This window comes from Flavobacterium limnosediminis JC2902 (genome assembly GCF_000498535.1).
GTDB classification, from domain to species: Bacteria; Bacteroidota; Bacteroidia; order Flavobacteriales; family Flavobacteriaceae; genus Flavobacterium; species Flavobacterium limnosediminis.
The window spans coordinates 384,166-398,890 of the sequence record NZ_AVGG01000007.1; the positions used below are offsets into that span (position 1 = coordinate 384,166).

Below are 14,725 nucleotides of genomic sequence, written 5' to 3' on the forward strand. Positions count from 1 at the left end.
AGAAGTTTTGCTTTGAAAAAAGAAAAGTGTAGCGCATAAAAAAGCGTGGAACTCAGCTTACTGCGCCGAAGGTACTGGTATACCGTGCAACAATAAGTGAGCCCACGCCTATAGACGTGAGCATCTTACTTATCATCTCGTTGCTTAAAATTACCAGTTTTTCGACGCGAGATTCAAAGCGAATGCTTCAATAATTTACTTGAAGAATCGCAAAAATAATAAATATTTAAATCATTTTAAATTTCTACTAAAATCCAAATGTACGAATTTATTTTACAATTGTCAAATTTGACAATTTTTTTTTTGAATTTCAATGCACATTCACACTGTGAAAGAAATTAGAAAAGAATACTACATAAAGTTTGGTGAAAACCTACAAAAACTTCTTATCAAACATCAAAAAGATGTGATGACAGTAGCGTCTATTGGGAAAATTGAACCAAAGCAAGTTTATAGAGTTTTAAATGGTGACCATGGGGCATCACTAGGAACAATAATTTCTATCGCCAAAGGATTAGATATTCAGCCAAAAGAATTATTCGATTTTGAATTCAATTTGGAAAAAGAATAAAAATTCCTAAGATATATCTCCTTACGTCTAATATAATCCACTTAAATATTATAATTTACATTTTTATAAACATATTTTGAGCTATATTTATACCTTTGGAAGCTGTTATTATTAATAAATTAAAAGAGAAATGAATCAGGATTTAATGTTAAGATTATTCCGCTCCATAGAAGGAGATAAGGATGATGATGTAGTAAAAGTAGCATCTCTTATCATTGATGATGAAATGAAAAAAGGGCATACTAAACTTGCTGGAAAACTTAAATTTATTTTAGAAAAAAATATTGAATCTACCCAAAGTTTTCATGGCGAACTTAGGAGAATATTACCAAGTGGTATTACTATTCCAAAAGACAAACGTAATAATTTACCTTTGGCAATACCTATAGATCGAGATGAACTTCGTCATGAAATGGTATTACCTTTTGAAACAGAAGACAAAATAAGACGAATTGAAAAGGAGTTTGCTGCAAAGGAGAGATTAGCTAATCACGGTCTAAAATACAGACAAAAAATACTAATCTATGGCGCACCCGGTTGTGGAAAAAGTATGAGTGCTGAGAGGATTGCTTGGAATCTTGGTTTACCATTTTTAAAAGTTCGTTTTGATGTCATTATTTCTTCTTTTCTTGGAGAAACAGCTACTAACCTTTCTAATTTATTTGATGGAATCAAAAATTACCCCTGTGTTTTACTTTTTGACGAGTTTGATATGGTTGGTAAAACTAGAGCAAACTCGCAAGACGTAGGTGAAATGCACAGGGTAGTAAACATCCTATTAACACTTTTAGAAGAGTACAATTCAGAAGGCATATTAATAGCAACAACCAATATAGAAAATGCTCTTGATGAAGCTCTTTTTAGGAGATTTGATGATATTATTGAAATGCCTAAGCCAACAAAAGATGAAATTCTAAGATTAACAAAAAAAACCCTTGTATCAATAGAAAAATCAAATGATATAAATTGGGATACAGTAGTCGATAAAATGATTGGATTTAATTCCGCTATTGTTGTAAAAATAGCAAATGATGCTGCTAAAATTGCTGTAATAGCAAATGAAAAAACACTTCAACAAAAACATTTAGAAAAAGCATTAAGTGAAAACATGCTTTATCAAAAATAATTTATGGCAGATTTTCCTCATCTCAAATTACCCTTTAAAATAGAAGGCAGACCCAAACCTAAAATAGGAGGAGCACGAAATCCTGAAGCTGTTGCTATTACAGATGCTAACAAAAAAAACAGGCAAGTTCATGGACAATATTTAAAAGATTCTGCAAAGGGGCTAATTAAAAACTGGGTCAATTTAAAAGAATCTAAAAAAAATGAGGGAATCAAAATACCCAATGAGAATGACATTCCTATTTTTCTAAAGATTGATACAGAAGTTTTTGATATAGATAATTTCAAACTTTGGGGAATTGAACTTATATCAGAAGAAAATAATGGCTATATTATAGGTGCATCAACAGATAATCTAGAATCTTTTATTGAAAATGTAGAATCTTTTATCAATGAAACTGGTCAAAGAAAAGATAAAGCAGCACAAATTTGGGAACTAATTTCAGATGATAGTTGGCGCATAAATCAATTACTTCAAGGTGAAATTAATTTAATTTGGGCTGACATCGAACCTGACGTAGTTTATACTGTCCAGTTAGGAGTTTCTTGTTATATCCCAAATAAAAAAGAATACCCTATTAGAGATAATTTTGATTCTGAAGTAAAGTTTCAAGAAAAAGTGGCTGAATTTAAAGCTTATGAAACAAATTTAAGAATTGAAAGGGACAATAAGCAAATTGTACGAGAAAATGAAATTGAAGAATATGTAAACACATATAGCGGTGAGCTACATGACATTTGGGATAATGAGACTGATGCCATACATTTTAAAATTTCTATATGTGGTAATGGGCTAAAGGATATTGTTCAGACATATCAATATGTATATGAAGTAAAACTAGAACCAAGTTTTAATATTGTTAGTAAAAGTAATTCACTTCCTGATGAATACGACATACAAATAGTTGCGCCAGATGGCAATGCCTCACGAGTATGTGTTATTGATAGTGGTATTCAGGAAAATCATAGATTAATTGAATTATCAATTGATCATAAAAGTTCTCGTTCATATGTAAATGGCGAAGCCTCTGTTGCGGATTATGTAAAACAAAGTGGCCATGGTACTAAGGTAGCTGGAGCTGTTCTATATCCGGTAAATATACCTAAAACTGGAGAAGTTAAACTTGAGAGTATTATTCAAAATGCCCGAATACTTGACAAAAATAATCAAATTGCGACAAATAAGTTTGAGCCATCCTTAATGGCACAAATTGTTTCTGATTATTCAGAAACAAGAATATTTAATTTATCTGTTTCTGAAGATATATCCTATCAAGGAACACATATGCCTGCACTTGCAGCCTCTTTAGATAAACTTATTCATGAAAACGATATTCTATTTATTGTTGCAGCTGGAAATCTTTATACTAGTTCTAACCATCCATTTAACAAAGGAATAAAAGAACATTTGTCATCTGGGAAAAATTATCCTTCATATCTCAATGAAGATGAATCAAAATTAGCAAACCCCGGAGTTAGTTATTTTTCAATTACAGTTGGTTCAATTGCAAAAGAAAATTTCGAAGATGATGATTACAAATCGATAGCTGGAAGAGATTACATTTCTCCTTTTTCAAGAACAGGTCTAGGAATGTGGGGTTGTATTAAACCTGATGTTGTTGAATTTGGTGGTGACTTAGTTAAAAATAAAAATTCAGTAGAAATGATTAGTCATGAAGTGACTTCTCCTGAATTAGTTAACTCTACCTATCATGGGGCAAACGCAGTTGGTAAAGATTCTTATGGGACCTCATTCAGTACACCGAAAGTTAGCTATATAGCTTCTCGTTTACAAACAGAACATCCTATGGAGTCTGCACAAATGTACAGAGCTTTAATTATTCAAAGCGCGAGATTACCTGAACATTGTTTTTATAATCCAACCCAGAATGATTTTAGATATTATGGCTATGGTATACCTGATACTAATCGTGCTCTAAACAATTCCCAATCAAGAATAACATTCATTCAAAATGGAAAAGTAGGTCCACGAAAAGCAGACATGTATCACATAAAAGTTCCTAATGAAATAAAAGGTGAAGGAAAAGAATTTAGAATTTTAGTAGAGGTAACACTTGCTTTCACTGCTAAAACCAGATTGACTAGAAAAGGTTCTCATTCTTATTTATCTAATTGGCTAGAGTGGCAATCTTCAAAATATAATGAAAGTTTTAATAGTTTTAGAAATCGCACATTAGATTATTTAGAAGAAGATGGGACACCAGGAGAGATCGATCAAGGTACCGATGCGATAAAATGGATATTGAGAGAGAATCCCAAATGGTCAAACAATGGCATTAATAGAAATAATTCAACAGTTCAAAAAAGTTGGGCAATAATTGAACCTCAACAATTTGCTGAGGAATTCAGTCTTGCAATTATTGGTCATTTTGGATGGGATAAAAACATAGAAAATGAAACTAATTATGCTTTTTGTGTTTCTTTTGAAGTTTTAGATGCAGAAATGAACATATATGAATTGTTGGCTCAAGCACAAGTAGAAATCGAACCAGAGCAAGAATTAGAAATATAATATTGATTAGATTACTCTAATTTTAATGTTTGTTATCACATTTAGAAAAAAAGTTGTCAAAAACGGAGTATTTACCTTTACCATAACCATCACTACCCTACTTGCTGTATTTTTGGTTTATGGAATGGTATGAAATAATAGGGTTGGTTGTGGTTTGGGTTTTAGGGCTTTACTTGAGAGGAAAGCTTGTTGAGCATAGGAGGGATTATTATAGAGGGTATAATGGGAGTTGGAAGAATAGGAAAAGGAAATGAGAGGCGCTTTTGGGGTGTCTTTTTTTTTGTAGGTAAAAGTTTAAATAGCTATATTCGTATATTATACATCAACTAAATTTTTATTATGAATAAAGGAATCATCAAATTCTATAACGAAACTAAAGGATTTGGATTTATTAAAGAAGATGAATCAGACAAAGAATACTTCGTGCATGTATCTGGTTTGGTAGATCAAGTTAAAGAGAATGATAGTGTATCATTTGAATTGGAAGAAGGACGTAAAGGGCTTATGGCTGTTAATGTGAGACAAGTATAATATTTTTTTAAAACAATTGTTACAGGACTTGGCTTTGTGCCAAGTTTTTTTTTAGAAATAGATTGTGAATTTAAACTCAAATTGAATAGCTAAAATGACTCTATAAATTGCAAACTGACCGATAAATAATTATGACAACTGATACAAAACTAATTTCCAGAATAGGATATAAAGACATTTTTAAAAAATCAATTAATAAGGATAAACTAATTGAGAAAATTGAACTTGTACCCGCTCTTGAGTTTCTAACTGTATTAAATAAGTTTGAATATAAAGTTCATGAAAAAGACACAAGTGAGTTACGTTTTATTTGTAATGATTGGTTAAAAAGTTCTGATGAAAAAATAAAAAAAGCAATTATTGATTATTACACCAATTTTCTAACAGAAAATAAAAGGAAAAAAAGAGATTTTACCGGTTTACAATCAATTAAAATAATAAACCAAACAGCAACACTTAGAGTAATCGAATTGCTTTTGGCTAAGGGAACCAATAATTGTAAAAGTGAGTATGACGAGGAAAATTTATTCAAATTATATTTAAGTGTAAATGATGAGATAGCCGAAAGAGAAAATATATTCTTTGAAAAATGGCAGCAAATTTTTGGTACTAAACACAATGAAATTCGATTTCATATGTATCTTGGTATTAATCAAGGTATCATGAATCGTGAACCTCTAGGAAAAAAAATATGGGTTGAAGCTTTAAAATTTGTTCAGTTTGAAAAGTGGATTAAAAATCAATCCAAATACGAAAATTTCACAAAAGACTATCTTAAAAAATTTGACTCTTCGGAATGGTACGAGCTCTTTACTTTGATTTTTCATCTTAATAAATTAGCTATTAATAATTACAAATTTAATGTTGATGAAAACAGCAAAGATTTAAAACTCCTTTCGTATTTTTCAAATCATGAGGAAAAAACACCTAACTGGAATGAATTTTCGGAAATTAGAAAAAGGCCTCTCTTTAAGCTGCCAAATGGCGAATATTTAATTCTTGACTTTTCCTTTTTATTAGATAAATTTTTCTCCGGAATTTATCATGACATCCTTGAATTTAGTAATAATACCTATGTTAATGGGTTTCATCAGGACTATAGCACCAATTTTATTGAAAAACACTTATTAGTCAATACATTAAAAGCTGTTTTTGGTAAAAGTTATATTCAGTTTGATGAAATAAAAATAAAGTCAGTTGGGAAAAAAGGAGTGGACAATATTGCACTCCCAGACTATTATGTTAGAAATGGAAACAAGATTTTCGTATTTGAATGTAAGAACTCCCTAATTTCTAATAAATTAAAAATTGAAGCTAATTGTGATGCAATAGAGAATGATTTAAAAAACAAATTTTATCATAACGGCACTAAAAACAAAGCCGTAAAGCAACTTCTTAACTTCGTTGAATCATCAGACAATGGCCAATATAAATTTTTCGATACTAACACAAAACTTGAAAAATGTATCTATTACCCTATTTTAATTACTACTGACAACACACTAACATCGTTGGGATTTAACGCTATCCTTAATGAATACATGTCAAATGATTTAAGAAAAATCGATAATAGCCTTAAAAACAGAATAAAACCATTAACGATTATACATATAAACGATATATTACTTAGAACCACCCAATTGAAAAAACTCGACTTATTAATTGAGGATTACATTAAATATTACAGAAGTAAAAAAGCAGTAGATTCTTTTATTTCGTTTTCTGATTATTTAGAAAGGGTTAAGTTTAAAAACAACAGCAGCCTTGATCATAAATCCTATAAAGAAATTTTAAACAATTCAATATTCCCTGAAAATTAATTAGTTCTTATAAATTTCATTTAAGCCTATACGAAGTACTCCTACCCTTTCCTTCCTGCTCCAGGATGTCTTTTTGCATAAGATCCTGAATATCGCGCAAGGCAGTATCTGTTGAGGTCTTGTTAATTTTTGCATATTTTGAGACATTGAGTACCCCAAAGAAATCGTCGAGAAGTAAATGAAGTATTTTTTGCTGTCTGACATTGAGTTGTGTTTCCCTGTGTGTTTCCCAAAATTTTGCGCGTATTAATGTTTTAGAAACTACTTCGTCTGTTTGTGCCATAGAATGCATAAGGCAATCCAGAAACCATTCTAACCATGGCGTTATGTCTAACTCGCCTTTTTGGGTGTTTTCAAGTATATCGTAATATTTATTCCTTTCTGCCTGTATTTGTGCTGACATGGAATAAAATCGCTGCGGACTTTGGTCTGCTCTTGCTAATTGTAAATCGGCAATTGCGCGGGCAATACGTCCGTTACCGTCGTCGAACGGGTGTATGGTTACAAACCATAAATGTGCAATTGCAGCTTTTATTACGGGATCTATACCTTGGTCTGTTTCGATCCAGTCTAGAAACTGTTGCATTTCTGCCGGAACTTTTATAGCTGGTGGAGCTTCAAAGTGTATTATTTCCTTCCCCATAGGACCCGAGGTTACCTGCATTACATCAGCACGCCACGCACCTACATTGATTTTATACATGCCACTTCTTCCGGTTGGGAATAATGCTGCATGCCAATCAAAAAGCCGTTCGGCTGTTAATGGTTTGGCGTAGGATTGTGTTGCATCTAAAAGCATTTCTACAATTCCCTCGACGCTACGCTCTGCCGGTACAGCTCCGGCAATTTCAATACCCAAACGTCTGGCTATGGAGGAACGTACTTGTTCCGGATTAAGTTGTTCGCCTTCAATCTGACTTGTTTTTACCACATCTAAAGTAAGTGCCTTTAACATGGTTTCTTCCTGTAGTTTAAAACCTAAAGCCTGCATTTGGCCAAGTATTTTTCCTTGATTGTGCCTCACTGCTCCCAATAATGGAGAGATTTTATCGGCATCCCAAGTGAAATTTGGCCAGTCTTTTCTTTGATGTATGTACATAATCACCGCTGTTTTGCGGTAAATATAAGATTTTTTTACCGCACTTTTATTGCTTTGCGGTGATTACTTTTCTTTATTGCCGCTTATTTGCGGTGATTGTTTTGGTTTTTCACCGCAATGTGACAATAATTTTGTAAAAAAAACGATATTTAAGTACCAAATATCTTTCAAAACCTGTTCGTTTTTTGGTCTGATTTAAAGCCTTTTATTTGGTCAAATTGCCAATTATAACTATCTTAGCAATATAAGATTTGAAGATGTTTGCAGTACAGATGCAAAATCGAGACCCTTGTTTTTTTGGTTACTTGTAACCCTTATAAATAAACGGATTAGTTAGGATGTTCGAATCCTGCTCTCCCCACAAACAAAATCAAAACCCGGTAAATCTCACGATTTATCGGGTTTTTGCTTTTTAGACACTTCAAAATATTCATCCGATCTTCATATTTCCCTATTTTTGCATTATCAAAACAACTGCAGACACATTTTTACACTTCCAACTTTAACTCACAAAAAAAATGCAACTCGTTTTCGCTTCCAACAACAAGAATAAAATCAGAGAAATTCAGCAATTGCTTCCGGAAAGCATTTCCATTTTATCACTGGAAGACATCGGTTGTGATGTGGATATACCGGAAACCGCCGATACCATTGAAGGCAACGCCATCCTAAAAGCCAATTATGTAACCGAAAACTACGGATACAATTGCTTTGCCGATGACAGCGGTTTAGAAATCGAAGTCCTAAATGGTGCTCCGGGTGTATATTCCGCACGATTCGCGGGTCCGCAACGCAATGATACCGATAATATCAACAAGGTACTCGAACTCCTTGAAAACGAAACGAACCGAAAAGCCAATTTCAAAACCGTTATCGCACTTAATTTAGACGGAAAACAGCACCTTTTTACCGGAATTGTGAACGGTGAAATCATAAAAGAACCACGCGGAACCAATGGCTTTGGATACGATCCTATCTTTATTGCGGATGGTTTTTCGGATACATTTGCACAAATTTCACTCGAAGAAAAGGCGCTAGCAAGCCATCGCGGCAAGGCCGTAGCCCTTTTAACGACGTTTCTAAAAAAGTAACTTATTGATTTTCAATACGTAATAAAATTTTAATAATGGGTTTTGTATTAGTTTATTCCATTAATAATCAATACCTTTGCACCCAATTTAAAATATTTTATGAATAAATTTGAACAATTAGGATTGAATGAATCGCTACTGCTGGCGATTAAAGATCTAGGATTTGAGAATCCGTCAGAAGTGCAAGAAAAAGCGATTCCAGTACTATTGGAACAAAACACAGATTTAGTTGCCCTAGCGCAAACAGGTACAGGGAAAACCGCCGCTTTTGGTTTTCCACTAATTCAGAAAATTGATGCTGAGAACAGAAATACTCAGGCATTAATTTTGTCGCCAACGCGTGAATTATGCTTACAAATCACCAACGAGATTAAATTATACTCAAAGTACATAAAGGGGTTACATACTGTGGCTGTTTATGGTGGTGCAAGCATTACAGAACAAGCTAGAGAGGTAAAACGTGGCGCACAGATTATTGTGGCTACACCAGGTAGAATGCAAGACATGATTAACAGAGGTCTTGTAAACATTAAAAACATCGACTTTTGTATCTTAGATGAGGCAGATGAGATGTTGAACATGGGATTCTATGACGACATTTGTTCCATATTATCGGACACACCGGAAGAGAAAAACACATGGTTATTCTCTGCAACGATGCCTGCTGAAGTAGCACGTATCGGAAAACAATTCATGTCGGAACCTGTAGAAATTACGGTAGGACATAAGAACTCAGGTTCAGCTACGGTTTCACACGAATTTTACATGGTAAATGCCCGTGACCGTTACGAAGCCTTAAAACGTTTGGCGGATGCTAACCCAGATATTTTCTCGGTAGTTTTCTGTCGTACAAAAAGAGACACTCAGGCTGTTGCCGAAAAATTAATCGAAGACGGTTATAACGCTGCGGCTTTACACGGCGATTTATCTCAGGCACAACGTGATGGGGTAATGAAATCGTTCCGTGGTCGTCAGATTCAGATGTTGGTTGCTACAGACGTTGCAGCTCGTGGAATCGACGTTGACAACGTAACACACGTAGTAAACTACCAGTTACCAGATGAAATCGAAACCTATAACCACCGTTCAGGTCGTACAGGTCGTGCAGGAAAACTAGGTACTTCCATCGTTATCATTACGAAAAGTGAATTACGTAAAATTTCGGCTATCGAAAGAATCATCAAACAGAAATTCGAGGAGAAAACGATTCCAAACGGAATTGAAATCTGCGAAATTCAGTTGTTGCACTTAGCGAACAAGATTAAGGACACAGAGGTTGATCACGAAATCGACAACTACTTACCGGCAATTAACGAAGTTTTAGATGGCTTATCTAAAGAAGAATTAATTAAGAAAATGGTTTCTGTTGAGTTTAACCGATTCATCAGCTACTACAAAAAGAAAAGAGATTTATCAAGTCAATCAGGTGGTGAAAGAAGTTCTGAAGGCAGAGCACCTCAAGAAGGTGATGCGGTTCGTTATTTCATCAACATCGGTTCGAGAGATAATTTCGATTGGATGTCATTGAAAGACTACTTAAAAGAAACATTAGACTTAGGTCGTGATGATGTATTTAAAGTAGACGTTAAAGAAGGATTCTCTTTCTTTAATACCGATGCAGAACATTCTGACAAAGTAATGGAAGTCTTAAACAACGTTCAACTGGAAGGAAGACGTATCAACGTTGAGATTTCTAAAAACGACGGTGGCGGAAGACGTGATCATAACGGAAGAAATTCAGGCGGAGAAAGAAGAGGCGGCTTTGGCGGTGAACGCAGAGGTGGTTTCGGAGGAGAACGCAGAAGTTTCGGAGGCGATCGCGACAGAGCTCCAAGAGGCGAAAGAAGTGACCGCGGTGGTTTTGGCGGAGGACGTTCAGACCGTCCGGAAAGAAGAAGCGATTCTTCATCAGCCGAAAGAGCACCACGTAACGAGCGTCGTTCAGGAGGTACAACACCAAGACGTTCGGACAGCCCGGCTCCAAGAAGACCAAGAAGAAGCTAATTCTTTTTGTTAATTTTCTTAAAATAAAAATTAAAAGCTACAAAATATCTAGTACATTTAGACCTTTCTAAATTCAGTATGAAATATTTTGTAGTTTTTTTATTATCCCTGTTTTCGCTCATCACATTTGCCCAAGAGGGAGAACTCACCAGAATATCGGGAGTAGTTGTCAACGAAGCCAACTTATTACCCAAAAGCGACGTTAACGTCATCAATCTTAACACCGTAAAAGGTACTACAACCAACGGAAGAGGCGAATTTGAAATCGACGCTAAAGTTAACGACACACTACATTTTTCTTATATCGGTTTCCAATCCATAAAAATCCGTGTTTCTGCCGACTGGGTTAAAAACAAAACCGGATTCAAGGTAAAACTTACCGAAAAAGCCTATGCTTTGGAAGAAATGTTTATCCCAAGATACTTACTGACGGGATACATCGAAGTCGACACCAAACTGATTGCGCTTAATGAAGCACAACGCTACAGTATTTCCGGACTCCCTTACGGCTATGAGTCAGGCGGAAGCGCTGCATCTCAAGTCGGAAAAGTAATGGGTGCCCTCTCAAATCCTGCCGACGCCCTATATAATGTTTTCGGTAAGAAACCGAAGGAGATGAAAAAACTCAAGGAATTCAAAAAAGACGAAACCATCCGAAACGTTTTGGCTTCCAAATACGACCGTGAAACCGTTGCCGCTATCTTAGGCATCGACAAAAAAGAAATCAAAGACATCTTAAAAAGCTGTAATTATTCTGATGCGTTTATCGAAACCGCAAACGACCTTCAAATCATGGATGCGATCAAAGGCTGTTATGAGGATTATAAGTTATTGAAGAAGAATAATTAGGATGCAGATTACAGGTTGCAGAACGCAGGTTACAGATAGCAGAACGTAAATTTCTGAGTACTGCTATCTGATTTCTTTCACCAACTGATTACTGTCGTCTGATTACTGAACACTTTCCAAATACTTCTTCGTAATAAAATCAATATCCTTAATCGACTTTCGGGCCCAGTCGATGCGTTTTTCCAGCAATTCAGCTTCCGTAAGTTGCCAATTGATGTCTGAATGACGCAAACGCGTGGAAATATGCTGCAGAATAATCGCTGCCGAAACCGATATATTCAGACTTTCCGTAAAACCCACCATCGGAATTTTTAAAAATCCATCTGCCTGACGTAAAACCTCTTCAGACAAACCCAGACGTTCCGTACCGAAAAACAAGGCCGACGGTTTCGAAATATCAAAATCTTCCAACAGGCAATCATTTTCATGCGGCGTGGTAGCAATAATCTGATATCCTCTCGCTTTCAGATCATCGATGCAATCCTGATTCGTACTGTAACGGTGAATATCCACCCATTTCTCGGCACCCATCGCAATTTCCTTATCAATTGTTTTTCCGTATTTCTGCTCGACCACATGCAATTCCTGAACTCCGAAAACCTCACAACTGCGCATTACCGCGCTGGTATTGTGCAACTGAAACAAATCCTCAACCGCAACCGTAAAATGCTTGGTTCGGTTTTGAAGCACTTCCAGAAAACGCTCTTTTCGGTTTGGCGTTATGAATTCTTCCAGATAATTCAGATAATCGGGGTCGGATAAAAGGTTTTCCATTAAAAACGCGGAATTTTAAATATTGTTTACTAATTTAGACAGAGTTAATTCTTACGTATGACTCAAGACGAATTATTGCCGCTAATTTATAAAAAAGACGACAAAGCTTTCACGCTTTTGTACGATATGTATGCCAAAAGCCTTTTCGGCGTAATTTACAATCTTATAAGGGATAAGGAGGAAGCGGAAGACGTACTTCAGGAAACTTTTGTAAAAATCTGGAAAAACATCGAGACGTATAACGAGAGTAAAGGCCGCTTTTACACTTGGATGCTTAACATCGCCCGCAATAATGCCATCGATAAATTGCGCTCCAAAAACTTTAACAACAATCAGAAAAACCTATCGGTTGATAATTTCGTACATGTACTGGAGGATCCGAACAAAGTCAGCAATAAAATTGACGCCATCGGCATTCAGGAATTTGTAAAAAAACTGAAACCCAAATGCATACAGATAATCGATTTACTGTTTTTTAAAGGCTATACCCAACAGGAAGCTTCCGACGAACTTGAAATTCCGCTGGGCACCGTAAAAACACAAAACAGAAACTGCATCAACGAATTAAGAAACCTATTGAAAGTATAATGAACAGCAGAGAATATATAGAGAGTGGCATTTTAGAACTTTATGTTTTCGGAAAACTTTCGGAGGAAGAAGCCCGTGAAGTACAGCAAATGGCAACAGACAACCCCGCCATACGAACCGAAATCGCGGCCATTGAACAAGCCGTAATCAACCTTTCCCACAGTGTTTCACCAAACATCTCATCGGAAACCTATGATAAAATCCGCCATGAACTACTTGGAGATGCACCGGAAGTAATTCAAATGAAATCCAAAACCAACTGGGCACAGTACCTGGGATGGGCCGCGGCTGTAGTCATCCTACTTGGAGCCGGGTTCATGTACCTTAGAATGAACGATCAGATAAATGGCGTTATCAATTCGGAAATAGAAAAAGACAGCTCCGAATTCAAATCCATGCAAAAAACCATCATTACCCTTGAAGATAAAAACAAAGCTTCCGAAAACCTTTTAAACATCATTCGGGACAAAAACAACAGGATTATAACACTTGAAGGACAGCCCGCCATGCCAACCGCTATGGCTAAAGTCTATTGGAACAAAGCCACACAAGCCGTTCACATAGACGCTCAGGGCTTACCAGAACCGCCGCAAGGTATGGTGTATCAGGTTTGGTCACTCAAAATGGATCCGCTCACACCGACAAGCATCGGCTTACTCGACAAAGCATCAGCCGAAACCACCAAAATGTACAAAGTAGACAACACCACGGAAGCTGAAGCCTTCGGAATCACACTGGAACCGGAAGGCGGAAGCGCAGTTCCAACGATGGAGCAACTGTACACTTTAGGAAAAGTTTAGTTTTTTTTGGAGCGAAAGGCTTGGGCTTATTTGGAATCCATGTTCCTGCTGTCCGTTACAATCTGTCATTGCAAGCTTGCCAAGCAATCTCACAATAACAGGATTTCCACTCCCATCAGGGCTATTGAAGCATCCCTTTTTGTATCTGTTATGTTACCCAAAAACACCTCATACGGTTAAAAAATGAAAAAGAAACTCGTAATCCTATCCGGAGCCGGCATGAGCGCCGAAAGCGGCATCAAAACCTTTCGCGATGCAGACGGTCTTTGGGAAGGTCACGACATTATGGAAGTCGCCTCACCCATCGGATGGGATAAAAACCCGGAACTGGTCCTGGATTTCTACAACAAACGCCGCGCACAGCTTTTCGAAGTACACCCCAACCGCGGACACGAAATCATAGCCGAACTGGAAAATCAGTTTGACGTTCATGTAATTACCCAAAACGTAGACGACCTGCACGAACGCGCCGGAAGTACCAACGTTCTACACCTGCACGGCGAATTGTTGAAAGTACGAAGCATAACCAACGAAAACCACATCCTCGATTGGAAAACCGATTTAATTTTAGGTGACACCGACAAACACGGCAACCAACTCCGTCCCCACATCGTCTGGTTCGGGGAAGCCGTTCCCGCTATAGACGAGGCCATTGATATCGTGGAAACCGCTGATATTCTTATCGTAATCGGAACCTCCTTACAAGTCTATCCCGCCGCAGGATTGATGAATTATGCCAAACAAGACGTTCCGGTGTATTACATCGATTTAAAACCTGCCACAATTTACGATTTACCGAATCCTCTGGAAGTACTTTCGATGACCGCCAGTGAGGGAATGGAATTGGTGAAGGGGAAATTGAGATGAGGAATAAGAAGCAAGAGACAAGAGACAAGAAGCAAGAGATAAGGGATAAGGGATAACTTAAAAAAGAGGGAGG

At 36.4% G+C, this 14,725-nt stretch carries 13 protein-coding genes; 11 read left to right on the forward strand and 2 right to left on the reverse strand.

The features are described 5' to 3' along the window. Positions 1–328: 328 nt before the first annotated feature. The 5 genes from FLJC2902T_RS09090 (at position 329) to FLJC2902T_RS09110 (ending at position 6,580) form a co-directional block, all read left to right on the forward strand. Entirely contained in the window at positions 329–571 is a 243-nt protein-coding gene (locus tag FLJC2902T_RS09090) for a helix-turn-helix domain-containing protein (protein WP_162147682.1), read from the forward strand. A 130-nt stretch (positions 572–701) separates the two neighbouring features. Then, positions 702–1,697, forward strand: a complete 996-nt coding sequence (locus tag FLJC2902T_RS09095) for an AAA family ATPase (protein ID WP_023579499.1) — start codon at positions 702–704, stop codon at positions 1,695–1,697. A 3-nt stretch (positions 1,698–1,700) separates the two neighbouring features. Then, on the forward strand, positions 1,701–4,229 hold the full coding sequence (locus FLJC2902T_RS09100) for a S8 family peptidase (RefSeq protein ID WP_023579500.1): 2,529 nt from the start codon (positions 1,701–1,703) through the stop codon (positions 4,227–4,229). A 339-nt stretch (positions 4,230–4,568) separates the two neighbouring features. Then, positions 4,569–4,760 carry a cold-shock protein gene (locus tag FLJC2902T_RS09105; protein WP_023571623.1) on the forward strand — a complete coding sequence of 64 codons (192 nt, stop codon included), beginning with the start codon at positions 4,569–4,571 and terminating at the stop codon, positions 4,758–4,760. A 131-nt stretch (positions 4,761–4,891) separates the two neighbouring features. Then, entirely contained in the window at positions 4,892–6,580 is a 1,689-nt protein-coding gene (locus FLJC2902T_RS09110; protein WP_023579501.1) for a hypothetical protein, read from the forward strand. A gap of 16 nt (positions 6,581–6,596) precedes the next feature. Here the strand turns inward: FLJC2902T_RS09110 and FLJC2902T_RS09115 are convergent, their stop codons facing one another. Further along, on the reverse strand, positions 6,597–7,679 hold the full coding sequence (locus tag FLJC2902T_RS09115) for a Fic family protein (protein ID WP_023579502.1): 1,083 nt from the start codon (positions 7,677–7,679) through the stop codon (positions 6,597–6,599). Positions 7,680–8,197: 518 nt separating this feature from the next. Between FLJC2902T_RS09115 and FLJC2902T_RS09120 the strand changes: the two genes are divergently transcribed. The 3 genes from FLJC2902T_RS09120 (at position 8,198) to FLJC2902T_RS09130 (ending at position 11,623) form a co-directional block, all read left to right on the forward strand. Continuing rightward, positions 8,198–8,770 carry a non-canonical purine NTP diphosphatase gene (locus tag FLJC2902T_RS09120; RefSeq protein WP_023579503.1) on the forward strand — a complete coding sequence of 191 codons (573 nt, stop codon included), beginning with the start codon at positions 8,198–8,200 and terminating at the stop codon, positions 8,768–8,770. Between the two features lie 99 nt (positions 8,771–8,869). Continuing rightward, positions 8,870–10,774 carry a DEAD/DEAH box helicase gene (locus FLJC2902T_RS09125; RefSeq protein ID WP_023579504.1) on the forward strand — a complete coding sequence of 635 codons (1,905 nt, stop codon included), beginning with the start codon at positions 8,870–8,872 and terminating at the stop codon, positions 10,772–10,774. A gap of 78 nt (positions 10,775–10,852) precedes the next feature. Continuing rightward, the gene (locus tag FLJC2902T_RS09130) at positions 10,853–11,623 is read left to right on the forward strand and encodes a carboxypeptidase-like regulatory domain-containing protein (RefSeq protein ID WP_023579505.1); all 771 of its coding nucleotides are present in this window, start codon (positions 10,853–10,855) and stop codon (positions 11,621–11,623) included. A 102-nt stretch (positions 11,624–11,725) separates the two neighbouring features. On the opposite strand, the gene FLJC2902T_RS09135 is transcribed toward FLJC2902T_RS09130, so the two are convergent. Further along, positions 11,726–12,397, reverse strand: a complete 672-nt coding sequence (locus FLJC2902T_RS09135; RefSeq protein ID WP_023579506.1) for a TrmH family RNA methyltransferase — start codon at positions 12,395–12,397, stop codon at positions 11,726–11,728. A gap of 57 nt (positions 12,398–12,454) precedes the next feature. On the opposite strand from FLJC2902T_RS09135, the gene FLJC2902T_RS09140 reads away from it, so the two are divergent. The 3 genes from FLJC2902T_RS09140 to FLJC2902T_RS09150 all read left to right on the forward strand — a co-directional run bounded on the left by FLJC2902T_RS09140 (position 12,455) and on the right by FLJC2902T_RS09150 (position 14,652). Next, positions 12,455–12,985: an RNA polymerase sigma factor gene (locus FLJC2902T_RS09140; RefSeq protein WP_023579507.1), complete on the forward strand. Its 531-nt coding sequence runs from the start codon at positions 12,455–12,457 to the stop codon at positions 12,983–12,985. Beyond that, on the forward strand, positions 12,985–13,785 hold the full coding sequence (locus tag FLJC2902T_RS09145) for an anti-sigma factor (RefSeq protein ID WP_035677994.1): 801 nt from the start codon (positions 12,985–12,987) through the stop codon (positions 13,783–13,785). Before FLJC2902T_RS09140 ends, FLJC2902T_RS09145 begins: the two co-directional genes overlap by 1 nt. A gap of 183 nt (positions 13,786–13,968) precedes the next feature. Then, complete coding sequence (locus tag FLJC2902T_RS09150) at positions 13,969–14,652, forward strand: SIR2 family NAD-dependent protein deacylase (protein ID WP_023579508.1); 684 nt, start codon at positions 13,969–13,971, stop codon at positions 14,650–14,652. The last annotated feature ends 73 nt before the right edge of the window (positions 14,653–14,725 follow it).